The sequence below is a fragment of the Psychrobacter sp. UBA3483 genome, assembly GCF_002377905.1.
In the GTDB taxonomy this organism is placed as follows: Bacteria; Pseudomonadota; Gammaproteobacteria; order Pseudomonadales; family Moraxellaceae; genus Psychrobacter.
The window spans coordinates 1-24,857 of sequence record NZ_DFQS01000019.1; the positions used below are offsets into that span (position 1 = coordinate 1).

The following is a 24,857-nucleotide window of genomic DNA, read 5'->3' on the forward strand; positions in this document are numbered from 1 at the left end:
TCTTCTAGGTTGTGGATTGGTATAGTCATAAGTGGATTATACTATATATTTTGGGTTTGGTATTATTTTCTTGGTTCTCAGGAGCAGCTGCTTCAGAATTTTTGTCCTCATTGGTCTGATATTGGTACCAGTTGCCCATGACCCCAGCGAGTTCATCAAGACCTTCTTTTCTTAGGGCAGAAAATAGCTGTATCGTACAGTCTAAGTCCAACTGCTTAAGTCTCTTACGGGTATTAAGCAGCGCAGTTTTAGATGCGCCATATTTAAGCTTATCGGCTTTGGTTAGCAAAATATGCACCGGCAGCTCGCCATCCTTTGCCCAATGCAGCATTTGCTCATCAAAGAATTTAAGCGGATGACGGATATCGGTCATCAGTACCAAACCTGCTAAACTTGAGCGCGATACCAGATATTCTTCTAGCTCAACTTGCCATTCTTTTTTCATCTCAAGTGGCACGGCTGCATAACCGTAACCCGGCAAATCAACCAAACGCGTATCGGTATCACCGATACTAAAAAAGTTAATCATTTGCGTACGCCCAGGCGTTTTAGACGAGCGCGCCAGTTGACGTTGATTGGTTAGAGCGTTGATAGCGGACGATTTTCCAGCGTTTGAGCGACCAGCAAAAGCAACTTCGAGCCCTACATCGGGCGGACAAAGACGAAAAGTCGGCGCGGACGTCATAAATTCAGTTTGCTGAATGCGCTGACGGGCTTTGGTATTAAAATCCGCATGTTCGGCGGCGACATCTTTAAACGGGGTACTCATAAATGACTCATTAATCTTAAAAAATTAGATACAGTAGTGAAAAGTTTGTGAATAAAGCAGAGCGCTAAGCAATGCTTAGAATAGATGAATGGTAAAAATCGGTCGTCAATAATATAAGGGTTTTAGGATAATGCCTATTCTATACTATTACAGCGCTTAGTTATTGAAATTACGGTAATTGCCCTCATATAAATCGCAACACAACCGTAAATAAGAGCGCGTCTGAGCCCCGATTTTTATTCCAATAAACATCGTTAACAAAGCTAAACCATATTTATATATATTAATATGACATATATTGTTACAATCTTTAGTCAGATAAATCGAATGACAATTGCACGATAAACGTTTAATAAAATCATGGATTAAGCGCATAAAAAAGATATGAGGTGTCTTATGTTTTCAATCACCGACATTTTTGCCAGAAGCTATCGTCTTCTAGCCGCCAGCGGTGCAGCCCTAATCATTGGCACGGCGACGATAAGTAGTGCGGGCGCTGCTGACATTGCCACGTCCTATAATAACTCATGTGCGGCCTGTCACGATAGTGGCGCCCTTAATGCGATTAAAAAAGGCGATAGTGCCAAATGGCAACAGCTTATCAAACAAAAAGGTATGCCAGCGCTGGTTAAGTCTGTCAAAAATGGCATGATTCAAATGCCAGCGGGTGGCTTGTGCCAAAACTGTAGTGATGACGATTATCGCAAGCTTATCGAGTATATGAGCAAGTAGTAATTGGCTAATTAGTAAGTAGTGTTGTACGGCTAAATAAGTGTAATGATAAATGATACGAGGCGCAGGGTGAGTAAACCTATTGCGCTTTTTGTTTTTTTATTAAACGACTAAATGTCGAATAGCCAGAAAAAATAACCAATGCTACGATTAAGTAGGCAAATAGTAAAAAGTCTTGCTATAATAATCCAAAATAAACCCTGATATTAGTAAGTACTTTCGGGCTGCTTGTGATAAAGACCGCATAATACATAGCGTAGCTGATTAAAGGCTATGTTTGTAGTGGGTGCGGCTTTTGATAATGCAATCACTCTAAATAATGCTTACGTCGAGTTAGTAGGATTTGTATCAATGAAAAAGTTAATCGCTGCCGCCAGCTTATGTGTTGCAAGTTTCAGCGTACAAGCTGCTATTATTGTTCCTGAACATGACGTCAATGCAGGTAAGCAAATTGCAGAAACCGTTTGTGCGGCTTGTCATGGTGTTGATGGTGTCAGTCCTGTGCCAGCACAGCCAAATCTTGGCGGTCAAAACGTGAAGTACTTATATAAGCAATTGGTCGATTTTAAATCAGGCTACCGTAAAAACGGTATCATGCAATCACAAGTTGCCAATTTGTCTCAGCAAGATTTGGCCAACGTTTCAGGCTATTATGCTAGCCAAAAACCTTGGGGTGTTGCATTCGGTAATCCTGCCACTACGCAAGAAGCAACTAAGCTATTTTTAGGTGGTGATAAATCACGTGGTGTTATCGGTTGTGCAGGCTGTCATGGTCCAGATGCTGCCGGTAACGTTTGGGCTGCATTTCCGCGTTTAGGTGGACAGCATGCTGAATATATTGCCACCCAGCTAAAGCTTTTCCGTGCTGCCGGACGCGTTGATGATATCGATAGTGATGAGCAAAAACGTGTTAACGATGCAGAAAAAGAAGGCGAGATGGGTATGATGCAGATGGTTGCTGCCAAACTATCTGATCGCGATATTCGTATCTTGTCAGATTATGTGAGCGCGATTCACTAATTTGCTACCTATATAGCGGCTCGCACTTTGACGTGCTTAGTGAGATTATATAATAAGTGAAGCAATTTGCTGCCGCCGTTATGATTTAGCTCTTAAACCCCGATTTCGGGGTTTTTTTATAACTGTTAGTCCTTATATAATTTGCGTAAGCTTTGCTAACCCTTATAGGAATTAAGCGGCTTTTATATGTCGCTATCATAGAAAATATAGATGTCTATCAGTACTTTATAGCCTTAACTATTATTCACTTTGAATCGCTTGGATTTAGATTATGATGATTCGCTATGCTTCTTACTTTATCGCCGCGCTGCTACCGTTATTATTATTTCGCTGGTTTGCACCCGCATCCATAGGCGAGATTGATTTTTGGTTGCTATGGCTTGTGGCGATGGTACTGGTCTCTCTGCCCGTCGTTTATGCGGAAATTGCTTTGGCCTATCGTAGCGCTGAAGCACCGTTGGCAGGTATGCAAAAGCTTACGCGCGAAGCGGATGCCAGCACTCTATGGCGCAGTTTTGGCTGGCTTGCGGCACTGGTTTCTATCCTCATTGCTGCGCTTGTCATATCAGGGGCAAGCCAAGGTATTTTAGCCGCTTTGGCGGAGCTCAATAGCGCACCTAATGTGCCAAGCTTTGCCATTGCGGCAGGATTAATGGTCATCGCCGTCTTATTAAGCTTACTCGGCGTGGCGCCGTTACCAATTGGCTTGGGTTTAATGCTGGTTGGTCTGTTATTGGGTGTGGCCAACGGCTTGCCAAATATTGCTTTTGCCATGACCGATGTCAGCTTAAGTGAATGGGCACGAGCAGTGGCTTTAGCGTTAGTGAGCGTTGGTGCGGGTACAGGTTTATACTGGTTTGGTCAAAACTTAGTGAGCAAGCAAGCGGTCACGGCGGTAGGGGCTGATAATCACAATGCGCAAAAAACCTCTCATAATAATGTCGCACAAGCATATCGCGCAACCAAGCTGGTGTTACCGATTTGGATATTACAGCTAGTCGTTGGCGTGGTCGCTTTATTTATCAGCGGCATGGCACTGCCACCAATCGGACAGCTATTGTATTGGGTCGGTGTGCTGTTTGTGGTCAGCTATTTGCTCCATTATAGTACGCAGCAATTGGCGCACAGATTTGGTTTGCTAGTCAGCGTGGTATTAACGTTTGTGCTAGCGCTATTGTTAGTCGTCGCCATACCGACCAATTGGCTCGTCGGCATTTTGGTGATTATCAGTAGTATCGCCGTGCTGTTATTGTCGGTTTTTGCTGGTTGGCAGATGAAAATCAGCCATTTGCGTAAGTCTTTAAACTTTGGCAATGAAGCTTTTTATAACTTGTGGCGGGTGGCGATACGCCTTATTGTGCCGCTAGCGTTACTGTTGGCGTTAATCGGTTGGGTGATGCAGTGGTTAAGCTAATGACCGCTGCTAATCATAGTGCAGCTGATAAAGATGAGGTTAACGTTAACCCAGCTCAGACTGATTTGATAACAGTATATCTGGCGTATGCAGAAGAGGCAGCACGACAGCATTATCACTCTATCCAAGTTAGGCGGGGCGCAACTTTGTATGAGGCATTGGCTCAGGCAGGTTGGCTGACACAGTTTGAGGAGCTAGCAAGCTGGTGTGAGCAGGTCGCTGATACGACAACGCCAACGGCTAAGCGTTGGCATGTAGGGGTATATGCGCAAAAGCAGCCACTAAACTATATGTTGCAGCCTTTTGATCGGGTAGAGGTATATCGCAGCTTGAGCGCTGATCCTATGTCTCAACGCAAAAAAAAATCTCGCGGTTAGTTTTTAGAAATTTCGGTCAGACTTATGATGCAGGTAGGCTATCGATACCTTCAATGCGAGTCACTATACCGTTATCATCGAAATAAACAATCAAATGCTGGCTGGCATTTTTGACATCGGCGATACCTTTACGGCGACCTTCTGTGCCTGCTTTATAATCGTAAATATAGTCCCAGCGTTTTGGCGCGAGCGTGTCTCTGATTGCTGGGCTACCAAGAATATAAAGCACCTGATTTTGATTCATACCTACTTGCACTTTTTGCGCTTGCGCTTGGGTGATGGCAGTGCCTTGGGGCAAGTCAATCTTATAGACACTCAGTAATGAGCAGCCAGACATAGCCACAGTAGCACCGAGCATAGTCGTCATGGCAATCTTACGTAATGCGTTTGCAGAGCTTAACGAACGAAAATTAAAGGTCTTTATCATGGTAAAATGACTCATAAAAAATGGGTTAGGCGCCGCTAAAAACCGATAATGTGGGTCTTGCAGGCAATCTTGCACAAATGATACGTCATTTACTTGCAATTGCCTACCACTTACGACATTATTTACCAAGCGCTATCTTGCTGCCTTTATTATTTATATTTTAAATTCAAACACTTGGCAGCGATTTTTCGCAAAAAATGCTCTGCATAATCGCTCATTTTTTATTGTTTTTATATTTTATCAGCACTTATTATTAACTATTGATGTTTATTTAACTCCTGTTTTTTGAATTCATTTGCTAAGACTTTCATAGTCAGAAGGGATATTATGGCTTCTTTTACCAATCAAGATTTACGTAAAGCGGGTTTAAAGGTAACGTTACCACGTATCAAAATTTTAGAGCTGCTTGAAAGTGCAGAGCTGCATCATATGAGTGCTGAAGAAGTGTATAAGGCGCTGATTGATCAAGGCGAAGATGTGGGGCTAGCAACCGTTTACCGCGTATTAACCCAGTTTGAGCAAGCGGGTATCGTTGAGCGCCACAACTTTGAAAACAATTTATCGGTGTTTGAGATTACTCAAGAAGAGCATCATGACCATCTAGTTTGTGATGTGTGCGGCAAAATCGTCGAGTTCCATAACAAAACCATTGAAGAAGAGCAGACCAAAGTAGCGGCAGAGCATGGCTTTAAGCTATCTGGACATTCCTTGGTGCTATACGGTATTTGTGATAATCAAGCCTGTAGAGACAACGCTAAGTAAGCGTTTGAGAAAACGATTATCTGATATTGATAATTTATAGTCTATTACTGTCCAAGTATTAACTGAAACGCCAAAAAAAGCCCTCACATTTGATGAGGGCTTTTTTATGGGGAAATTTAACCAAATTGAGCTGGTTTAAGTAATATCTAACGATAAACTATCGGCACCTTCATCTAGGTTGACGTTGCCACTTTTGCTGCTTAGTTTAATTTTTAAGCGTAAATCGTTAGGGGAGTCAGCGTGCAGAATGGCTTCTTTATAAGTAATTTCACCATTTTCATATAAATCAAACAGCGCTTGGTCAAAGGTTTGCATACCGCTCTCACGTGAGCGCGTCATGACATCTTTGATTTCATGCACCTCGCCTTTACGAATATAGTCGCTGATCAGCTGTGAGTTTAAGAGAATCTCAATAGCGGCGCGGCGTCCTTTACCATCAGGCGTTGGAATCAATTGCTGAGCGATAATAGCTTGCAAGTTTAAGGATAAATCCATAAACAACTGATTATGGCGACTGGTTTCAAAAAAGTGAATGATACGGTCAATCGCTTGGTTAGCGTTATTGGCGTGCAAAGTAGCAAAGACCAAATGCCCTGTTTCAGCGTATTGAATCGCATAGCTCATGACTTCGCGGTTACGAATCTCACCAATCAAAATCACATCAGGCGCTTGGCGCAAGGTATTTTTAAGACCCGCTTCAAAAGAATGGGTGTCGATACCGACTTCGCGCTGGGTAATGATACAACCGCGATGCTTATGCACAAACTCAATCGGATCTTCGATGGTAATAATATGACCGTGTGAATTTTGGTTACGATGTCCAATCATCGCGGCAAGGGTGGTTGATTTGCCCGTTCCCGTTGCGCCAACGAGTAAGATAATACCGCGCTTTTTCATGGCCAGCTCTTTTAGCGCGGGTGGCAGGCGCAGCTCTTCGACGGTGGGGATTTTATTTTCGATTTTCCGTAAAATCATCCCTGCCATGTCGCGCTGGATAAAGGCACTGACCCGAAAACGGGCTTGCTGCGCTTGATCTGAAATCGCAAATTGACACTCATTGGTCTCTTCAAACTCTTTTTGCTGGCTTGGAGTCATCACCCCTTTAACCAATCTCATGGTTTGGTCAGCGGTTAACGGCGTTTTACCAACGGGCAAAATTTTGCCATTGATTTTCATGGACGGCGCGACATCAGCAGTAATAAAAAGGTCAGAACCGTTTTTATTAATCATTAATTGTAAAAGCTTATCAATGTCCATAACGTACCTACATTTGGAATATATAGGTTAAAATTGCTGCGATAAGACTTTAAAGCGGGCAATAACAACCGTTAAAAATAACTAAAGCTAAGTAAAAATCTATGAGTGTGTATCTTTAAATCTAAAAAATTTATGCTAAAAGCTTTAAGGTGATGTAGAACAATACTAAATAAACGCTTCAGGCTGCTTGGCATAAGGGCGGGCGACATCTTTACTAATGGTGCCTTTTGAAACCAAGTTTTTAAGCGTTTGATCAAGGGTAATCATGCCATCACCAGCACCAGTCTGGATAGCAGAATACATCTGCGCGATTTTGTTCTCACGTATCAAGTTACGAATCGCAGGCGTGCCCAGCATAATTTCATGGGCAGCAATACGTCCACCGGTTTGGCGACGTAGCAGAGTTTGCGAGATAACCGCTTGTAGCGATTCTGAAAGCATCGCTCGAATCATGTCTTTTTCAGCAGCAGGGAAGACATCAATGACGCGGTCAATGGTTTTGGCCGCTGAGCTGGTGTGCAAGGTGCCAAAGACTAAATGCCCTGTTTCCGCGGCGGTCAATGCCAAGCGAATGGTCTCAAGGTCACGTAACTCACCAACGAGGATAACGTCTGGATCTTCACGTAGGGCTGAACGCAGTGCGGGCTCGAAACCTAAAGTGTCGCGGTGGACTTCACGCTGGTTAATCAAGCTCTTTTTAGACTCGTGGACAAACTCAATCGGGTCTTCAATGGTTAAAATATGCTCTTTACGGGTTTCATTGATATAATCAATCATGGCAGCAAGTGTGGTAGATTTCCCTGAGCCCGTTGGACCTGTGACTAGAACGACGCCGCGTTTAAAGTCGGATACCCGTTTAAAGACGTCACCCATGCCTAAGTCTTCCATGGTGAGAACTTTAGAGGGAATGGTTCGAAAAACAGCGCCAGCGCCGCGGTTTTGGTTAAAGGCGTTGACACGAAAGCGTGCTAGGTTTGGAATTTCAAAAGAGAAATCGGTTTCAAAAAACTCTTCAAAGTCGGCGCGTTGCTTATCATTCATGATGTCATAGATAAGCTGATGCACCACTTGATGCGTCATTTCGGGCATATTAATACGGGTCATCTCACCATCGACACGAATCATCGCTGGCATACCGGCTGAAATATGTAAATCCGACGCTTTGTGCTTAACCGTAAAGCGCAACAAGTCTTCGATGCTTAAATTATTCTTTTCAGCCATAATCGGATATTCCTATTTATAGACAAAATGAGCTAAGAAGGATGAGCAAAGAAATGCATAGAACGTATAATAATTTGCGATTCTATGTCACTATCTAAATTAGCTTATTTAAAAGAGTGTTAGTCTTAACTGTTACTATTACTATATTTTTCAGTAGCATATGTTAGACCATGTAACAATATGATAACAAGACTGCTGCTATTTAACCATCTACTATATGAATAAAGTGTAAAAATAGTCTGAATATTTATTGTTTCGTTACTATGAAGTTAATTGTAGCTTGCTCTCGGAGTATCAATTACTTACATTTATATTATCTTCTATTGATAATTCTTAAATTAATTGCCTAATTTCTTCTGTGAGCTTTTTATGAACAATATCTCCACACTGCAAACTAATGCTACGAGTTTAGCTAATGAAAAAAATAATGAACAAGATTTTGATGCGACGCAATTGATTGAAAATTGGCAACAAGTAAACGAACAGGTGGCGCAAGCCTCTGCCCAAGCGACAAGGCAAAAAGACGAGGTTACTTTATTAGCGGTATCTAAAACCAAGCCTACTGAGATGATTGCGTCATTAGCGCATCAAGGACAGCGTGACTTTGGTGAAAATTACTTGCAAGAGGCTATTGAGAAAATACAAATTTTACGGCAACAGCCACAATGCGAACAAATTATTTGGCATTATATTGGCAGTATTCAGCGTAATAAAACCCGTGATATTGCTGAGCATTTTGATTGGGTGCAAACGCTCGAGCGTGAGATTATTGCCAAACGCTTAAACGAACAACGTCCAGCTGAGCTGCCAGCGCTTAATGTGTTGATACAAGTCAATATTGATAACGAGGACAGTAAGTCAGGTTGTTTGCCAGCTGAGCTGCCAGACTTGATAAGCACGATTAAAGATTACGAGCGCTTGCAATTGCGCGGGCTAATGATTATTCCCGCAAAAGCTAATACTGATGCCTTTGCTCGCACCAAGCAATTGTTTGATAGTATCAAGCGTGAACATCCAGAATTGCAGCACTGGGATACGCTGAGCATGGGTATGAGTGATGATATGAATGCCGCGATTGCCAATGGCTCGACCATGGTACGCGTTGGTACAGCCATATTTGGCGCGCGTGGCTGATTTTTCTAATGTCATTAAATCCATTAATTGAGGGTTAAACGCTTTAAGTTCATACGGTTGTTTATGAGAAATGTACTTTGAAATGCCACTTTTACAAAACTTTTTCTTCAAGTTTAGTAACCAGTAGCTGGGTGATTTTCAGATTGTCAGTCGCGATAATCTCAAAACGATAGTTGGCATATTCGATGGTATCGGTTTTTTTAGGAATTTTGCGCAGCATGTACATCATAAAGCCGCTGATGGTTTCATAATTTTGACTGCGTGGTAAATTGACAATATCGAGCGCTCGAACCACATCTTCGATGGGCGTCATACCATCGATAAGCCAAGAGTTATCGGTGCGCTGTACGATAGGCTGCTCCTCAACGGTCACCAGCTCTCCCATGACAATACTCATCACATCACGCAGGGTAATGACGCCAACCACCAAGCCATATTCATTGACGATAACGGCAAAATCAGCGCCGGTCGATTTAAACATCTCCAACACTTCGAACAAAGACAAGGTATCAGGGACAAATAACGCCGGTTTTAACAGCGCTTTGTCAGTTAGGCTCACTTCTTGCTGATTCAGCACTAAGGCTAAAAAGCTGCGCGATTCTACATAGCCGATAATCTGCTCTAAATCGTCTTCCTCGCAGACCAAAAACTTATTATGTGGCTGGGCAATCATGACCTCAACCACTTCTTCGGTGCTGGTTTTGCTATCAAAATAAACGATATGCTCGCGGGGATTCATGACCGAAGTAACGGTACGCTCTTGCATCTCAAAGATATTTTCAATCAGATGATGTTCTTGTTTTTTGATTACCCCAGCTTCCGCGCCCGCATCCATCACCGCATAAATGTCTTCTGGCGTCATATCATCTTGGCGCGTGGTTGAGATACCAAAAAACTCAAAAATGAGGTTCGCTGCGCCATCGAAGATCCAAATGACTGGTTTGAAAATAAATGTCAGCGCAATCATAGGGCGTACCAGTCGCACCGCAAAGACTTCTGCATTAGACATCGCCAAACGTCTTGGCATCAAATCGGCAAGTAGGGAAAATAAGCTGGTAATCACGACAAATGAGATAATCGATGACACCGCTTCATTCTTGACTAGCAGTTGTAAATACGGGCTAATCGCCGACTCACCAACCGCACCTGCTGAAATGGCGACGGCATTAAGCACAACTTGCACCACCGTAATAAATCCACCGGGATTTTCTTGCATATGCAGCACATCAAGGGCGCGGACTTCGCCTTCTTTGGCCATGATTTGTAGCTTAATCTTGCGGCCAGCAGCGATAGCAATTTCTGCCCCAGAAACAAAGGCACTCAAAGCCAGTAATAATAAAAGAAAGATACTAGCGGTTAGCAAACTCATGACGGACTCGGATAACGATAGGTAGGGTAGTTAAATTGAAAGTTATAGTAGAAATAAGGGAAAGTAGAAAACTTGGTTTAATTACTACGCTAAAGGTTTATATAAAGAAAAACTTTTAGCAATAAAAACAAAAAAGCTGGGTAAATACCCAGCTTATTATAAAACATTTTGATTATATTATATCGAATTATATAAAAACGTAAAGTTAATCAACCTTTTAGCCTTTATTAAAACAGCAATTAAGGCAAAAGACACACACATCTAAAAGGCTGCAATAGTGAATTTTATAGTCGACGCTTAACCTTTTATCGACCATTTATTGACTAAAGGAAAACGACGTTCGCGGCCAAAGGCTTTATGGCTGATTTTAGTCCCAATCGGAGCTTGGGCGCGTTTAAATTCGCTATTATCAACCATTTTAATCACCTTAGCGACCAAATCGGCATCAAAACCTTTATCGACAATATCTTGATAGCCCATATCTTCGTCGATATACGACATCAAAATACCATCTAGCACATCATAGTCAGGCAAGCTATCTTGGTCTTCTTGATCAGGACGTAGCTCAGCCGAAGGCGGACGTATAATCACGCGCTCAGGAATAACTGGCGTGTCTTCTAAACGGTTGCGATAGCTTGCCAGTTTATAAACCTGGGTTTTATAAACGTCTTTTAGCACGTCAAAACCACCCGCCATATCGCCGTATAACGTTGAATAACCAACCGCTAGCTCTGATTTGTTACCCGTGGTGATAACCAAATGCCCGAACTTATTAGACAAGGCCATCAGTACCACACCGCGTGCGCGCGCTTGGATGTTCTCTTCGGTAGTATCAGCAGGTGATTTGTTAAATAACGGCGCCAAGGTATGGCGGATACCTTCAACGGCATCAAAAATCGGGCAAACCGTATAAGAAACGTTTAAGCGGCGGGCTTGCGCTTGGGCGTCTTCTAAGCTGATTTGAGAGGTATATTCGTACGGCATCATCACCGCATAGACTTTATCAGCGCCGAGCGCATCGACAGCGATACACAAGGTTAACGCTGAGTCGATACCGCCTGACAAGCCAACGATAATACCAGTAAAGCCCGATAGATTGACGTAATCACGCAGACCAACGACCAACGCTTGGTACATCTCTGACTCGCGGCTTAATGACAGCGGCGCTTTTATTTGTGTATCAAATTTTGCGGTCTTGACGTCAAATGTTGCTAGCAGCAGCTGATTCATAAAGCGCGACGCTTCGTGAGCAACGCTGCCGTCGGCTTGAATGGCCATAGAGCCGCCATCAAATACCAAGTCATCTTGTCCGCCAACGGCATTTAGATAAATAATTGGCAAATTATTTTCACGGCTACGTTTGGCGAGCATGGTTTTGCGATTGTCTTGTTTTTCAATCTCAAACGGTGAGGCGTTTAAGCAGGCCACAAGGTCAGCGCCTTGCTTTTTAAGCTCAGCAATCGGACCTTTTTCCCACAAGTCTTCGCAGATAAGTAGACCAATGGTGATGCCTTTATAGTCGAATAAAACTTGATTGCGACCTTTATCAAAATAACGGCGCTCATCAAAGACGCCATAATTTGGCAAAATTTGTTTATGATAAAAGCCTTTTTGATGACCGTTATGCAAAATCGCCGCCGAGTTAAAAGTGCCATGATGGTCGACATGCGGGTAGCCCACAATCATCACGATATCATCAATATCACTCAAGCTTGATAGGGCGCTTTTGACACGGCCAGATAGGCTCGGACGTAGCAGCAAGTCTTGCGGAGGATAGCCTAACAAGGCAAGCTCTGGGAAAATGATGACATCAGCGCCTTGCTCACGGGCTTGTAGGGCAAGGGCGCGCATTTTTTCAGCATTAGCGGTGATATCACCGACTAAAAAATGCGATTGCGCTAACGCAAAAGTGACGCTGTCTTGCGATTTAGAGGCCGTATTGGCATCATTTGACGAATTAAGGTTGGGATTATCAGTATCTTTGGTGGTGTCTTTTGACATTGTTATTGTTCCTATCAATAGGTTGTGTAAATGTGGTAAATCCAGCTTGGTTTCAAATAAAACCAAAGCAAAATAGGTTATAAAAGTAATGCAAAATATAAGTCTTTATTCATGCACTCAAATCGTGACTCTTGAATAGAAAGTCTATGCTGAGCGCAGCAGGATAGTCATTAATGCAATGAATATCAGTCATGCTAAAATATGCAGCGCTGCTCTAAAGGCGAGTGCTTAACACCGTTTAGAGTAGAGTAATCAATAAAGGTTGTCAGAAATAAGGTTAAAAATGCTAGGGCTGAGTTTGCTACAAATCAATAAAAGCAAATTCCCTTAACAGCATTTAAATGTGCAAATTAATCCCTTTAGTATAACATCAATTGTCTGCACAAATAGAACTGCGCAGTGATTTAGCGCGCAAGTTATTACCGCAGAAGTCACTAACGAGCAGATAAATGAGTATTGTTTTATGGCAATAATTTTGTTTAAACATTTTTGACAGTACTTCTCAATATTCGGGTTTGCAGCGTGCAGCTAAATGTAAGTAAAGATTACAACATAGCCTTATTTATTTGGCAGGCTTTGAGGCATAATAAGCCGTTGTCATGATTGGGTTTACTCCTCTAAATATAGAGAAATGGCAAGTTAAGAGTTATTTAATGAATCACAGTTATTTTTATAGTTGAATACTGTTTTTATAGCCAAATAAGATGTTTATAACCGCACTCTATGGTACGGTAGCGCTATTATTAGAGTTGTTTTTCACCATTATTTTGCCCAACTTATTCACCAAATATCTTGCAAAACTTACAACGCAAAACACTCGCTAATGGATATAGATGATGGACATGGTCTGTGATTTTTATCCACCTATTTATAAACGTTACAGCAGAGCCAAATTGGCCGTATGCTGCCCGCTCTTGGTTTATACGCTATGATCGAAAACTGGACAAAAGAATTTATTATTCAGCGCTTATTGGCCATTACCTTGCTGGTGGTGCTGATTGTATTGTGCTTTCAAGTCGTACAGTTTTTTATTGTACCGGCGCTGTGGGCCGCGATTTTAGCGTACGTCACTTTTCCTATTTATAATTTTTTTCACCAGCGCGTTCGTTTTAGCTCGAATTTTAGCGCCGCTATTATGACGGTCAGCATCACCCTTATGATAGGTCTACCGATTGTCGCTGGTGTCTTTATCTTGCAGCAAGAAGCGTTAAGCCTGATTAGTAATTTGATTTATCGTATCAAGGTTGGCTATTTGGATGTACCAGACTCTATTAAGGATTTGCCAATCATCGGTCAGCAAGTCAAAGATATGTTATGGCGCATTAATAAGAACCCTGAAGGCACGTTAGAGGCTTTTCGTCTGTGGGTACAGTCGCATTTGTATTATGGCAAAGTCGCGTTTGACGTCGTATTTAGTGGTTTGGCTAAGCTTGGTATGGCGCTGATGACGCTGTTTTTCTTTTATCGCGATGGCACAAGTTTGGTACGTCAAATCCGCCAGGCATTACGCAATATCATCGGCAATCGCATCGATGGTTATATTGATTCGGTCGGTACAACCACGCGCGCGGTGGTATACGGCATTGGTTTGACCGCATTGGCGCAGGCATTGATTGCGGGTATTGGTTACTATTTCGCTGGTGCGCCAAGTCCTATTTTGCTGACCATTGTCACTTTTATCATTGCTTTAATCCCCTTTGGTACGCCATTTGTTTGGGGCGGGGTATCGGTTTGGTTATTAAGCCAAGGTCATACTGTAGAAGGGATTGGTTTGGCGCTTTGGGGCATATTGGTTATTAGCTGGGTTGATAATCTTATTCGTCCTATCGTCATCAGTGGTGCGACCAAAATTCCTTTTATTATTATTTTTATTGGGGTGTTGGGTGGTCTGACGGCGTTTGGTTTTGTTGGGCTATTCATCGGCCCTGTGGTATTGGCAATTGGCCTTGCGGTATGGCGTGAATGGATATCGCAGCATAAGAATGATTTATTTGCACAGCACGAAGATATGCTCGCTGACGCTCAGCTGCAACCAAAAGTTAAGGTAGAAAACAAAGACGAAAATATCGTTTCTACGGATTAGCGGCATCTTTAATTTAAGCAGCAATTTATAAAAAATACACCTTGCTAATCCAGTAACCATTGATAATAAACCTTTATAAATAAGGATCTTTAAAAATGCCACATGCGACCGCTGCACATAATGAAGCTATGCGTCCTCTAACTATCGTTGCTGATAGCAATATCGCTAGCCTTGATGAGTTTTTTAACGCGTCGACGCTTGGGCAAGATAATAAACGATTAGTGAATATTATTAGCGTTGCTGGCCGTGCTATCAATGCCCAGTTGCTCGCAGAGTTGCAACCTGATGTGCTATTGATACGTTCGGTGACGCCAGTGAGCGCGGCGCTATTGGCAGATAACAACAGCGTTCAGTTTGTTGGTTCGGCGACGATTGGTACCGACCATGTCGATCAAGCCTATTTGGCAGCGCGTAATATAACCTTTGCTAATGCTGCTGGTTGTAGTAAGCACTCGGTTGCGCAGTATGTATTGAGCGCTATTTTAACTTTACGTCCGCAGTATTGGCAGCAATCGCCGCCAGTGACATTAGTGACGTTGGGCATTATCGGACTGGGTAATATTGGCAGCACGCTTGCGGAGTACGCTCGTGATTTAGGCTGGCAAGTATTGGGTTACGATCCGCTATTGCCTGCATCGAACATCAATAACGCCAGCTTTGAGCAAGTATTGAGCCAAAGTCATGTGATTAGCTTGCATGTGCCGTTAACCGATAAAAAACATGACACTAATCCTAATGGTAGCGACTATCCAACTCGTCATTTAATCGATAAAGAAGCGTTAGCTGCGATGCCAGTAGATACTATGTTAATTAATAGCGCGCGCGGGCCGGTCATTAATGCCGATGATTTGCAAGCAGATATTGCCTGTACCGGACGCCAAGTGGTACTCGATGTGTTTGAGCATGAGCCTAAAATAGCAGAAAGCTTATTATCCAAACTTGCGATTGCTACTCCTCATATTGCCGGCTACACGTTAGAAGGTAAGCTACGCGGTACGCAAATGGTTTATGATGCGCTTTGTGAAAAATTAGCAGTGACCCCTGTGCAAACCATGCATAAATTACTGCCGCTCAATATGTTTTTATGGTCTGAATTAAAGGCGCATCCAGATAGACTGGTAAAATTTTATGACATCATGGCAGATGATGTGGCACTGCGAGATAAAGTAACGGACGGACAAATACATGGTGCTGATTTTGATCAATTGCGCCGAGATTATCATTTACGCCGTGAATGGCAGTCGTAAAAGCTAGGTGTTTTTAAAAGCCAGACATTTATAAAAGTTAGTTGGTCTTACACGCTAAAACACCACTTCAAAACCCATTTCTTAAATTGCAGTAAATAATAATGACTCAAGCAAGTAATCCTTTCTCTACACCCAGTTATGCGCCAACGATGACGCTATCAATGGCACAAAAACGTGCGCAATTTATCAGTGCTATTCGGCAGTTTTTTGCCAGTCGTCACGTGCTTGAAGTGCAGACACCGTTGTTGTCGCAAGCAGGTAACACCGATACCTTTTTGCAGTCGGTCGCCGCGAAGGTTACTTATCAAGATAAACCTTATACCTATTATCTGCATACGTCGCCTGAGTTTGCCATGAAGCGCCTACTTGCCAGCTGGCAGGTGCCTATTTATCAGATTTGTCCGGTATTTCGTGATAATGAGATAGGCGTGCGCCACAATATTGAATTTACTATGCTCGAGTGGTATCAGCCGAACTATAGCCTAGACGATATGGGCGCTGAATTGGGTGAGCTGTTGGAGGCGCTTTACGGTTATCCGATTGTGCTGAGTCATTATCGTTACGTCGATGCCTTTATGGATTTTGTGGGTATCCATCCATTGACGGCGAGTCTTACCGCGCTACAAGCGGTGGCAGAAGACAAAGGTTTGACAGGATTTGATTTTAACCGTGCAGAAAATAATGCAAACAATAACGAAGAAGATATTCGTCAAAGTTGGTTAGATTTATTGTTTAGTCATGCCGTCGAGCCAAATTTGGGGCACGATTTGCCGACGTTGATTATAGAATATCCGCCAGCAACGGCAGCATTGGCGAAAACGGCTATCGATAAAGACGGTAATACAGTCGCCAAGCGCTTTGAGCTTTATATTAACGGTATTGAAATTGCCAATGCTTACGATGAGTTGGCAGACGGGCAGGCGTTAAGAGCGCGATTTGAGCGTGATAATCAATTGCGCAAGCAGCATAATCTGCCACAAATGCCAATCGATGAGCATTTATTAGCAGCATCTGATGACTTAATACCTTGTAGCGGTATCGCCGTCGGTATTGATAGGTTGCTGATGGTCATCACAGGCGCTAGCAGCTTAGAGAACGTCATTCCATTTCCAAGTGGCCTAGCTTAGTTACTCTTTGATATCGTTTGACGTAACCGTTAATTTTTAAATAATCCATAAGAAAAGCGCGTAAACCATGGCTTACGCGCTTTTTTATTTCTGTGATTTTAACAATGCTTCAAAGCTACATATTATTTATTATAGCTTTTATTTACTAAAGTTTAGCCAGCGCTGCATCGATGGCGGTCTCACCATTATGCATGCTAAAGACTTTTTTAATCGTATTGTCAGCATTAAGTACCGCTGCTAACGTCGTAGCTACATCTTCAATAGCGTTTTCGCCCGCATTGTCATCATTAATAATGATTTTACCCGTACCAGCGCGTTCTTTTAGCGCACCTGCTTGTACAATGGTGTAATCAAGACTGCTATTTTCAACCAACCAGTGATCGGCGTAATGTTTACAGATATAGTATTCTTTTAAATCGGCAATACCAGGCTGGTTCCATTTGCTGGTATTTAAAGAAAATACCGTGCTTAGCATTATATAGCGTTTGATACCTTTATCTTCTGTTGCCTGCATGGTTTTAACTGCGCCATGCAAATCGACTTCTAAGACATCTTTCCCACCAGAACCAGCAACAAAATAAACCGCATCGATATCCGGTTCAATTTGCTGTTGAATGGCGTCTTTTTCAGCAGTAATATCTAAATCTAACTGACTATAATGGTCATCACTGAATAATTTTTCATCTTGACGGGTCGTGCCAATCACTTGATGGTTGTCCGCTAATAGCTGCTTAACCAAATCTGTACCCACTCGACCGCTAGCGCCAATCACTAAAATTTTCATCGTCATTCCTATTGTTATATGAGTTTTATATGCATTATCTTTACTTTAAAACTTGTTATTTAAAAGCAGTTGTTTAAAACTGATCGTTTTAAAAGTTGCCTATAGGGTAACAATAATGATGAGCACACTTCGTTATGAAGCGTGCCGTTTGCATAGTGTTTGGTTATGGAGTGTATAGGGTTTGCAAGACTGGAATTTGTGAAGGTTGCTATTCATAGAGATAAGAAATTTTTTAAGAAGTTTTAAAAAGTAGGGCTTTCAAATTGATAAATAAAAGAAATGACCGCACCAATTAACGCACCAAGCGATTAAGACCGTCGGCAAAGGCTTTTTTGTCACGGTCACCGTAAGGTTTCTGCCCACTCATTTCTTGCAGTTCAAGCACGCCTGTACCGCGCATGGTATCCATAAAGTCGCGCATATTGAGCTTTTGCTTGATATTGTTTTTATCATAAACCACACCGCGCGTGGTCAAAACCATACCGCCCTTATCCAAAATGTCATTGGCCAAGGGAATATCGCTGGTAATGGCCAAATCACCTGGCTGGATTTGCTCGACGATATAATCATCGGCTTTATCAAATCCTGATGGCACCACGGTCATGACAAGCAGTGGTGATTTGCGCAATTTAATCGGCTGATTAGCGACAAATATCGCCATCGTTTGAGTACGTTCAGCCGTTTTGATGATTAAGTCTTTGGCAATCAGTGGCACCGAATCGGCATCTACCCAAATCTGCATTATTTCTCAGCCTTGCCGGTCTTTAATGATGCCTCTGTTTGGCTACCTTTGACTTCATTTTCATTATCTTCTAAAGTGCTGTTAGGTTTCGTATGGCTTGCTTCCTCTAACGTACTTGTTTGCTTGTCGGTCATGGTTGGCGCAAGTTTTTTATCAAGCCCCACTTTATTTGGCAAGACGGCAACCAGTTTGGCTAGAGCAGGTTCTAAATCCGCCACGTCATTTGGCATCAAGGTAATATGTGCAATTTTACGGTCTTCGCGCTCAGCCTTGTGGTAGCTATGATAATGGGCGCCATCGATATCGAGCACCGCGCGGATATCAGGATACTGACCCAACACGTTAAGCATAATCGCTGGATGAACGTTGTCGGTATCGCCTAAGGGCAGATTGACCACCGCGCGGATATGGTTTTCAAATTGACTGGTAATCGCGCCTTCGATACTCCAATGTCCAGAGTTATGGACACGCGGGGCAATCTCATTGGCCAGTAGATAATCGTTACCGCGAGCATCTTTACTTACAAACAGCTCAAGCGCCATCACACCGACATAACCTAAGTGATTCATCACCGTGCTAATAGCGTCGGTTGCTTGCTGAAATAAATGGCTAGTACCAACGGCTGGGGCACGGGTTTTGGCTAAAATACCATGATGATGGTGATTTTCGACCAAATCATAGCAGCGCACCTGACCATTTTGCGCGCGTACGGCAATGATAGACACTTCACGGCTAAAGTTGATAAAGCCTTCTGCGATGAGGGGTGCAGGCGTTGGCGTTAGCGCGCCTTTACCGCTAACCGCGTCTTTCAGCTCATGCCAAGCGATTTTAATATCGCTGTCTTCTCTAATGACAAACTGACCTTTACCATCATAACCGCCGCGGCTGGTTTTGAGCACAATCGGTAGTCCTAGCTTGTCGCAAGCTTGCTTTAATTCCGTTTCAGAGTTGACCGCCATAAATGGCACAGTGGCGATCTCAAGCTCATTAAACATGCCTTTTTCTTTTAAGCGATCTTGAGCGATATCAAGAGCAATCGGTGGCGGGAACATGCCTTGTTTGCTGCCTGATTTTGATAGATGCGCTAACTGCTCGACAGTCGCCGTTGGCGTGTTTTCAAACTCTAAAGTAAAAACGTCAGCTGCGGCGATAAATTCATCTAATTGCTCGCTAGAAAAAACTTTTCCGTAAAGGCTGGCAGGGCAGTCGGCGTTGTCTTCTAAAAACACGCACTGATGACCGAGCGGCAGGGCAGCTTGGGCGAGCATCATACCAAGCTGACCGCCGCCTAAAATACCGATGGTACGGATGGTTTGGGTAACAGGATAAGCATTGGCGGTAGTCATGGCAGGCTCTTTACATTTAAAATGAATAAGGGTTTTTAGTAAGGGATTAGCTAAAAGTTAAGGTTAGAAATAGGAAAAGGTGCACCGTATGCACCTTATCTTTAGTAAAACTCATTTGGTTATAAATATCAAGTTTAGCGCATGGTAAGTATAAAATATTGCTAGCAAGAGTATGGATAATAGCATTTTTTGTTAAAAGCTTAACTCACTTTACTTACTTTATTGATTAATAATACCAGGCGTTGGACTTGCAAGAATGGTTTCTGTTTGCGCTTGACGCATGTTATCAAGCTTAGTAGCAAGTGACTCATCATGCAAGGCAAGCACCTGAATGGCAAGAAGGGCGGCGTTATAGGCGCCAGCAGTGCCAATGGCTAAGGTGCCAACAGCCACGCCTTTTGGCATTTGTACAATAGAGAGTAGGCTATCCCAACCGCTAAGCATGGAGGATTTAACAGGGACACCAAACACAGGCAGCGGCGTTTGACTGGCACACATACCGGGCAGATGCGCGGCGCCGCCAGCCCCAGCGATAATTACCTGCAAGCCGTTACCTTTGGCGCTTTTGGCATAGTCGAACAATCTATCTGGGGTACGGTGCGCTGACACTACTTCACATTCAAAAGCAATATCAAAGTCAGCAAGCAACTGCGCCGCTGCACTCATGGTCGCCCAATCCGACTGCGAGCCCATGATAATGCCAACTTTTGGTTGACCAGCAGGGGAGGTAATAGGACCGTTTTGCTCAATAGCAGCGTTTTGTGTAGTAGGGTTCACAGTAGCGGAGGTGGTGCTCATGCTTTGATATCCTCAAAAAGACCATCATACAAAAGTTTTGCTGCCTTCGTAAAGCCAAGTTTGTCGTTTAATGACAAGGCCGGCTAAATAGCAGTTTTTTATGTCGCGATTTTATAGATTTACAATGGGCCTTCATCATGGCGATATTGCACAAAGTTACTGGCTTTCAATGGTAATGGCTGTTCAGTATCAAGCTGATAACAGGTCATATAACCGCTATCTATGGCTGCTGAATAATCGGTGCAAACCACTTGATGGCTCAATGGTTCAGGATTGCCAGTGAGCCAATAATGCCCAACAAACACGGGTTTATGCGTTTTAAGGGCAAATTCAATGTTCTCTGCCATGGCATCGTTTGGAATCTGCGCCAACCCTGAGCTCGGCGCCCGAGCTATCTCATGAATAGTGCGCTTATTGAGCTCATCAAGCCACCAACGCACGCGTACTTGTGAGCGCTCTGCCCCGTCTTTATCAACCATGACCAAACCTTCAGGCAACGCTGTTTCCACGCCTTTTAACACACGCTCAAGCGCATCATAGGCGGGGCTATGTTTTTGTGAGGTGGCAATGACCGCTTCAGGGGTCAAGCAGTTATCAGCAGTGAGCAAAGGTTTTAATACCGCCATGCTATCGACATCCCAGCAAGCGTGGACAAAGCAGGCATAATCGGTCTCAAGCCAAAGCGGTATTTCATAAAAGCGCTGCAGCCAGTATTGATGCGCTTCTGAGCCAAAGGGCACTTCGGCTAAAAACGCTTCATGTTGGCGTACGTGTACATCGCTATGCGAGCGTAAATAGCACTCGGGCTGCTTTGGATCAAGCATTGCAAAAGCCAAAGCATTGTATTCATGATTGCCCATCACCGCATCGGCCACGCCTGCATCTAGCATCGCAAAAACAATTTCAAGAGTGGCTACCTGCTGCGAACCTCGGTCAATCAAGTCACCAATAAAGAGGGCCCGATGCCCCGATGGCGGTACAAAGTGGCGGCCATTATGCACATAGCCCAACTGTTTTAGCAGCCCAACCAATTTGTCTGCATAACCGTGAATATCGCCAATAATATCTATAATCATAATTATTTATTAAATTCTTAAATATTTTGTTCAAAATAAAATTACTAAAAAACATCGCCAACTGCTTAACTACTTAAAATTCATTTATAAACCAAGCTTCGACTTTCACCACTTGATTTCATTAAACATTCTACAGCCCAGGAGATAATAGCGCATTCAAAAAGTGCGGCAAGACGCGAGGTTCTAAAATAATTGTCGCAATCACCCCAAACGCGCCGCCCCACATATGCGCCATATGATTGATATTGGAGCCGCCGCGTTTATCGGCATAAATACTATAAGCGACGTAAGCGACTGCAAACACTATCGCTGGAATAGGAATAATGGCAAATAAGTAAATCTTTTCCCACGGTGCTAGTAAAATAAATGCAAATAGCACTGCTGATACACCGCCTGAAGCACCAAGGCTCAAATAACTGGCACTTTTTTTATTTTTAAGATAGCTTGGCACCATGGCGATTACGATAGCCAGTACATAAAAAACCACGAAACCGTAACCGAATAAGAATGGCTGATATAAGCCTTCGATAGCCCGGCCAAAAAAGTACAGAGTGAACATATTAAACAGCAAGTGCATCGCATCGGCATGAATAAAGCCGTGGGTCACAAAGCGGTCCCATTGACCGTTATTTACCGCCGGCGGATAAAAAATCAGCCGATTAAATAGGGTTTTATTTTGCCACGCCAATAAACTGACAATAACCGTAATAATGATAATAAGCGTCGTGTGGTTGAACAAAGGAGAGTCCTTAGGCCGAGCCTGATAGAGGGCAGTGTTATAGAGCGTAGTGCTTAAAGACCAGATAAGTTGGATAAAAAATAACTAAATATGGGTGCTGAAAAATAGCTAAAGCTCACACCAACAGTAATAACAGTGATGCTAAGGCAAAAAACCAATAGACGACAAAATTATGCTTTAATAATCGTTTATATTGAATAATATAACAGCGTAACAGGCAACTAAGTAATGCTTCGTATACTGACCGTAACGTTTAACGACAGAATAAACAGTAATCAAAAAATGAGTATACACAGATATGTTTATGCAGTTTTATAGTCATTTAAACGCTGATACAGGGTTAGGATTGATAGGCAATTTATATGCCAACATTGCTTACCAAGTACTGACTAAGTACTGATTAAGTACTAACTGAATGCTGACCTGTTAAGGGCGTATTTTTATGGACGTGCTACAGTCTACAGCCTATAAAAATGAAGTCAAAAAAGAAATCGCTATGCCGTATCTTAAATCAACGCCGACAAAGGCTATACCTTATGAATATCATTGACCAATTAGAGCAGATAGTAACGCCCGCTGTCTTAGGTAGCCAGATTAATAATGAACAGGTTATCGATGACCATCATATTGATAACGGCCGCGTGTCTTATGTCAGCTTATTAGAGCAGTTTTATGCCATATTGGTGGCGCGTTTGGCATTGCCGCAAATTTATTCGCAATTGCTACGTGATGATGAGCCGATTGCCAATGACAATATAGTAGAGACACCATTATTTGAGCAGTTATGGCAAGCCCCAAGCGCGCGCCGCACTATTATCGAAGAGCTTGCAGCGACCCACCATATTGATGAGCTGACTACTACAAAACTTATTATGAATGCGGCGCCACTGGCTTACCGTGAGCTTAAAGTCATGGCCAATGGGCAGTTTTTACCGGCGTTTTTACAAACTGAGCAGCCATCATTGCGCCATTACCTGCCAATATGGGCGGCACCGCTCATTACCGTCGCACAAGATAACCCTGATGAATTGTTTGATTACCAAAACGCCATAGTCGACGCTGCTACAGAAGTGAGCCCTGTTTTATTAGATAAGAATGCTACTGAAGCAGGTGTGGTAAGGTCTTCTGCGAACCTGATAAAACAACAACACGTGGTAACAGAGCTTGCTAGTGAAAGCTTTGATAACAGTCTAGAGACGAGTGCCATTCATGCCAATCCTGCTGAGCATTACTTAGCTGAAAACAGCAGTTTAAAGCGCGAAAAAGTACGAACCCGTAACCAACGTAATGACTTATTAATACGGGTATTTTTACTATTTGCCGCCATCGCAGCGATTGGACTGGTATGGGCATTTTTAATTAAGCCTAATGACGCCCCGCATGTAGAACCAGTGGCCACTGCGCCTGCTGTCATAACGCCTGTCGCCGAGCCGCCCGCGCAGGTATTAACGCCGGTTTCACTTATCGTTGGCGTGGATAATAACGGTAATTTATACACCTGTAGCGCCTCCGTCGGTGACGCCGCGCTCCAAAGTACGCTGCAACAAGCGCTTAATAGTAGCTTTGGCAAGCAGGCAGGTATATGTCAGTTTACGGTACAAGAAGGCGTGGCTAACAATATTGCCAATATGCCTATCGAAGCGCTACCCAATATTTTGACTTTATTAAGAGCGGCACCATTTGCTCGCTTACAATTGCAAAATGACCGTATGATGATAGAAGCGCCAGATGGTATGCAGCTACAAAGATTGGCCACTGATATCCGTGCTCTGGCACCAACAATGATGGTAGATAGTACCGCGCCGCTACCACTGCCCAATAATGCAGAAAACGGTATAGGCGCCGATAATATGGCGATGAATGATGCAAACAATCAGTTTGCCCAAGATGGAAGCAGCATAAATGACCAGTACACTGGCATTAATAATATAAATAACAATAACGACTATCAAGCTTCTGATGACGTTACCGGTGATAGCGTGACACCTGCACCAGCACGCAATAGCGACTTTAATAATCCGCCTAGAGCTAACGAACCTAGAAGTAATGAACCTAGAAGTAATGACCGTCCCGCATCGACGCGGCCACCGGGACCTTTTTCAGAATCGGAAGTAGACGATATGGCAAGCAGCGTTATCGTGGCCGAGCCTGCGCAAGTCAGATAGATAAGCTTAAAATATAAAACACATAGGAAAGAATGCACCAAAAGTAGTTGGCTAAAAGGAGGGCAGGCACAATCACTGACTGCGCTCCTTTTTTATTTTTAGCTAAGTAGACATAGCGCCACTTGAAAATATAATTAATATGTTATTAATTTGTACTGTAAAGAGCTCGTAGTTACGTGTCACAACTGAAACATTACTTAACGTAGCAATTGCACAACAGCCCGTCGATTGTGAATAGCGCCTTAATACTTTTATAATAACAAAAGT

Annotated in this window: 22 protein-coding genes; 10 read left to right on the plus strand and 12 right to left on the minus strand. The window is 43.1% G+C overall.

The annotated features are described in order from the left end of the window. Nucleotides 1-25 precede the first annotated feature (25 nt). On the minus strand, nucleotides 26-769 hold the full coding sequence (gene yihA / locus B2866_RS03300) for a ribosome biogenesis GTP-binding protein YihA/YsxC (protein ID WP_296190698.1): 744 nt from the start codon (nucleotides 767-769) through the stop codon (nucleotides 26-28). Between the two features lie 396 nt (nucleotides 770-1,165). Here yihA and B2866_RS03305 point away from each other — a divergent pair, with 396 nt between their 5' ends. The 4 genes from B2866_RS03305 to B2866_RS03320 all read left to right on the plus strand — a co-directional run bounded on the left by B2866_RS03305 (nucleotide 1,166) and on the right by B2866_RS03320 (nucleotide 4,312). Continuing rightward, nucleotides 1,166-1,501 carry a c-type cytochrome gene (locus tag B2866_RS03305; protein ID WP_296190700.1) on the plus strand — a complete coding sequence of 112 codons (336 nt, stop codon included), beginning with the start codon at nucleotides 1,166-1,168 and terminating at the stop codon, nucleotides 1,499-1,501. A 351-nt stretch (nucleotides 1,502-1,852) separates the two neighbouring features. Further along, nucleotides 1,853-2,521 (plus strand): c-type cytochrome, encoded by a 669-nt coding sequence (locus tag B2866_RS03310; protein ID WP_200662535.1) that lies wholly within the window; start codon nucleotides 1,853-1,855, stop codon nucleotides 2,519-2,521. A 271-nt stretch (nucleotides 2,522-2,792) separates the two neighbouring features. Beyond that, entirely contained in the window at nucleotides 2,793-3,935 is a 1,143-nt protein-coding gene (locus B2866_RS03315; protein ID WP_296190704.1) for a hypothetical protein, read from the plus strand. Beyond that, complete coding sequence (locus B2866_RS03320) at nucleotides 3,935-4,312, plus strand: RnfH family protein (protein WP_296190706.1); 378 nt, start codon at nucleotides 3,935-3,937, stop codon at nucleotides 4,310-4,312. The genes B2866_RS03315 and B2866_RS03320 overlap by 1 nt, the downstream gene beginning before the upstream one ends. Before the next feature lie 22 nt (nucleotides 4,313-4,334). Here B2866_RS03320 and B2866_RS03325 read toward each other — a convergent pair whose 3' ends face one another. Beyond that, nucleotides 4,335-4,754 (minus strand): outer membrane protein assembly factor BamE, encoded by a 420-nt coding sequence (locus B2866_RS03325; protein WP_068406454.1) that lies wholly within the window; start codon nucleotides 4,752-4,754, stop codon nucleotides 4,335-4,337. 312 nt (nucleotides 4,755-5,066) lie between these two features. Here B2866_RS03325 and fur point away from each other — a divergent pair, with 312 nt between their 5' ends. Next, entirely contained in the window at nucleotides 5,067-5,501 is a 435-nt protein-coding gene (fur, locus tag B2866_RS03330) for a ferric iron uptake transcriptional regulator (protein ID WP_068406404.1), read from the plus strand. 135 nt (nucleotides 5,502-5,636) lie between these two features. Here the strand turns inward: fur and B2866_RS03335 are convergent, their stop codons facing one another. Then, on the minus strand, nucleotides 5,637-6,758 hold the full coding sequence (locus tag B2866_RS03335) for a PilT/PilU family type 4a pilus ATPase (RefSeq protein WP_296190709.1): 1,122 nt from the start codon (nucleotides 6,756-6,758) through the stop codon (nucleotides 5,637-5,639). A gap of 165 nt (nucleotides 6,759-6,923) precedes the next feature. Next, complete coding sequence (locus tag B2866_RS03340) at nucleotides 6,924-7,979, minus strand: type IV pilus twitching motility protein PilT (protein ID WP_296190711.1); 1,056 nt, start codon at nucleotides 7,977-7,979, stop codon at nucleotides 6,924-6,926. A 369-nt stretch (nucleotides 7,980-8,348) separates the two neighbouring features. Here B2866_RS03340 and B2866_RS03345 point away from each other — a divergent pair, with 369 nt between their 5' ends. Beyond that, a complete protein-coding gene (locus tag B2866_RS03345) occupies nucleotides 8,349-9,113 on the plus strand; it encodes a YggS family pyridoxal phosphate-dependent enzyme (RefSeq protein WP_296190713.1) in 765 nt (254 codons plus the stop codon). A 91-nt stretch (nucleotides 9,114-9,204) separates the two neighbouring features. Here the strand turns inward: B2866_RS03345 and B2866_RS03350 are convergent, their stop codons facing one another. Together B2866_RS03350 and B2866_RS03355 are read right to left on the minus strand one after the other, a co-directional pair. Then, on the minus strand, nucleotides 9,205-10,482 hold the full coding sequence (locus B2866_RS03350) for a hemolysin family protein (protein ID WP_296190714.1): 1,278 nt from the start codon (nucleotides 10,480-10,482) through the stop codon (nucleotides 9,205-9,207). A 297-nt stretch (nucleotides 10,483-10,779) separates the two neighbouring features. Further along, the gene (locus tag B2866_RS03355) at nucleotides 10,780-12,483 is read right to left on the minus strand and encodes an NAD+ synthase (RefSeq protein ID WP_296190716.1); all 1,704 of its coding nucleotides are present in this window, start codon (nucleotides 12,481-12,483) and stop codon (nucleotides 10,780-10,782) included. Nucleotides 12,484-13,411: 928 nt separating this feature from the next. On the opposite strand from B2866_RS03355, the gene B2866_RS03360 reads away from it, so the two are divergent. From B2866_RS03360 to epmA, 3 genes are all read left to right on the plus strand, one after another. Then, entirely contained in the window at nucleotides 13,412-14,566 is a 1,155-nt protein-coding gene (locus B2866_RS03360) for an AI-2E family transporter (RefSeq protein ID WP_296190718.1), read from the plus strand. A 128-nt stretch (nucleotides 14,567-14,694) separates the two neighbouring features. Further along, a complete protein-coding gene (locus B2866_RS03365; protein WP_296190860.1) occupies nucleotides 14,695-15,813 on the plus strand; it encodes a 4-phosphoerythronate dehydrogenase in 1,119 nt (372 codons plus the stop codon). Between the two features lie 101 nt (nucleotides 15,814-15,914). After that, nucleotides 15,915-16,940, plus strand: a complete 1,026-nt coding sequence (gene epmA, locus B2866_RS03370; RefSeq protein WP_296190719.1) for an EF-P lysine aminoacylase EpmA — start codon at nucleotides 15,915-15,917, stop codon at nucleotides 16,938-16,940. A 145-nt stretch (nucleotides 16,941-17,085) separates the two neighbouring features. Here the strand turns inward: epmA and B2866_RS03375 are convergent, their stop codons facing one another. From B2866_RS03375 to B2866_RS03400, 6 genes are all read right to left on the minus strand, one after another. After that, on the minus strand, nucleotides 17,086-17,724 hold the full coding sequence (locus B2866_RS03375) for an NAD(P)H-binding protein (RefSeq protein ID WP_296190721.1): 639 nt from the start codon (nucleotides 17,722-17,724) through the stop codon (nucleotides 17,086-17,088). Between the two features lie 292 nt (nucleotides 17,725-18,016). Then, nucleotides 18,017-18,466, minus strand: coding sequence for a YaiI/YqxD family protein (locus tag B2866_RS03380; RefSeq protein WP_144297416.1), 450 nt, complete (start codon nucleotides 18,464-18,466; stop codon nucleotides 18,017-18,019). Then, nucleotides 18,466-19,812 (minus strand): 5-(carboxyamino)imidazole ribonucleotide synthase, encoded by a 1,347-nt coding sequence (locus B2866_RS03385; RefSeq protein WP_296190724.1) that lies wholly within the window; start codon nucleotides 19,810-19,812, stop codon nucleotides 18,466-18,468. The genes B2866_RS03380 and B2866_RS03385 overlap by 1 nt, the downstream gene beginning before the upstream one ends. Before the next feature lie 219 nt (nucleotides 19,813-20,031). Continuing rightward, nucleotides 20,032-20,610: a 5-(carboxyamino)imidazole ribonucleotide mutase gene (gene purE, locus B2866_RS03390; protein ID WP_191691903.1), complete on the minus strand. Its 579-nt coding sequence runs from the start codon at nucleotides 20,608-20,610 to the stop codon at nucleotides 20,032-20,034. Between the two features lie 119 nt (nucleotides 20,611-20,729). Continuing rightward, nucleotides 20,730-21,686, minus strand: coding sequence for a metallophosphoesterase (locus B2866_RS03395; RefSeq protein ID WP_296190731.1), 957 nt, complete (start codon nucleotides 21,684-21,686; stop codon nucleotides 20,730-20,732). A 130-nt stretch (nucleotides 21,687-21,816) separates the two neighbouring features. Continuing rightward, nucleotides 21,817-22,425, minus strand: coding sequence for a rhomboid family intramembrane serine protease (locus B2866_RS03400; RefSeq protein WP_068406432.1), 609 nt, complete (start codon nucleotides 22,423-22,425; stop codon nucleotides 21,817-21,819). Between the two features lie 536 nt (nucleotides 22,426-22,961). Between B2866_RS03400 and B2866_RS03405 the strand changes: the two genes are divergently transcribed. Next, complete coding sequence (locus B2866_RS03405; RefSeq protein ID WP_296190732.1) at nucleotides 22,962-24,590, plus strand: hypothetical protein; 1,629 nt, start codon at nucleotides 22,962-22,964, stop codon at nucleotides 24,588-24,590. The last annotated feature ends 267 nt before the right edge of the window (nucleotides 24,591-24,857 follow it).

What these genes read in the sequence shown, in the direction of transcription:
- B2866_RS03310 (WP_200662535.1), top strand. Translation starts at nt 1,853, where the DNA reads ATGAAAAAGTTAATCGCTGCCGCCAGCTTATGTGTTGCAAGTTTCAGC.
- B2866_RS03385 (WP_296190724.1), bottom strand. Translation starts at nt 19,812, where the DNA reads ATGACTACCGCCAATGCTTATCCTGTTACCCAAACCATCCGTACCATC.
- epmA (WP_296190719.1), top strand. Translation starts at nt 15,915, where the DNA reads ATGACTCAAGCAAGTAATCCTTTCTCTACACCCAGTTATGCGCCAACG.
- yihA (WP_296190698.1), bottom strand. Translation starts at nt 769, where the DNA reads ATGAGTACCCCGTTTAAAGATGTCGCCGCCGAACATGCGGATTTTAAT.
- B2866_RS03335 (WP_296190709.1), bottom strand. Translation starts at nt 6,758, where the DNA reads ATGGACATTGATAAGCTTTTACAATTAATGATTAATAAAAACGGTTCT.
- B2866_RS03315 (WP_296190704.1), top strand. Translation starts at nt 2,793, where the DNA reads ATGATGATTCGCTATGCTTCTTACTTTATCGCCGCGCTGCTACCGTTA.
- B2866_RS03375 (WP_296190721.1), bottom strand. Translation starts at nt 17,724, where the DNA reads ATGAAAATTTTAGTGATTGGCGCTAGCGGTCGAGTGGGTACAGATTTG.
- B2866_RS03380 (WP_144297416.1), bottom strand. Translation starts at nt 18,466, where the DNA reads ATGCAGATTTGGGTAGATGCCGATTCGGTGCCACTGATTGCCAAAGAC.
- B2866_RS03305 (WP_296190700.1), top strand. Translation starts at nt 1,166, where the DNA reads ATGTTTTCAATCACCGACATTTTTGCCAGAAGCTATCGTCTTCTAGCC.
- B2866_RS03320 (WP_296190706.1), top strand. Translation starts at nt 3,935, where the DNA reads ATGACCGCTGCTAATCATAGTGCAGCTGATAAAGATGAGGTTAACGTT.
- B2866_RS03345 (WP_296190713.1), top strand. Translation starts at nt 8,349, where the DNA reads ATGAACAATATCTCCACACTGCAAACTAATGCTACGAGTTTAGCTAAT.
- B2866_RS03355 (WP_296190716.1), bottom strand. Translation starts at nt 12,483, where the DNA reads ATGTCAAAAGACACCACCAAAGATACTGATAATCCCAACCTTAATTCG.
- B2866_RS03360 (WP_296190718.1), top strand. Translation starts at nt 13,412, where the DNA reads ATGATCGAAAACTGGACAAAAGAATTTATTATTCAGCGCTTATTGGCC.
- B2866_RS03350 (WP_296190714.1), bottom strand. Translation starts at nt 10,482, where the DNA reads ATGAGTTTGCTAACCGCTAGTATCTTTCTTTTATTATTACTGGCTTTG.
- B2866_RS03365 (WP_296190860.1), top strand. Translation starts at nt 14,695, where the DNA reads ATGCGTCCTCTAACTATCGTTGCTGATAGCAATATCGCTAGCCTTGAT.
- fur (WP_068406404.1), top strand. Translation starts at nt 5,067, where the DNA reads ATGGCTTCTTTTACCAATCAAGATTTACGTAAAGCGGGTTTAAAGGTA.
- B2866_RS03325 (WP_068406454.1), bottom strand. Translation starts at nt 4,754, where the DNA reads ATGAGTCATTTTACCATGATAAAGACCTTTAATTTTCGTTCGTTAAGC.
- purE (WP_191691903.1), bottom strand. Translation starts at nt 20,610, where the DNA reads ATGAGCACCACCTCCGCTACTGTGAACCCTACTACACAAAACGCTGCT.
- B2866_RS03405 (WP_296190732.1), top strand. Translation starts at nt 22,962, where the DNA reads ATGAATATCATTGACCAATTAGAGCAGATAGTAACGCCCGCTGTCTTA.
- B2866_RS03395 (WP_296190731.1), bottom strand. Translation starts at nt 21,686, where the DNA reads ATGATTATAGATATTATTGGCGATATTCACGGTTATGCAGACAAATTG.
- B2866_RS03340 (WP_296190711.1), bottom strand. Translation starts at nt 7,979, where the DNA reads ATGGCTGAAAAGAATAATTTAAGCATCGAAGACTTGTTGCGCTTTACG.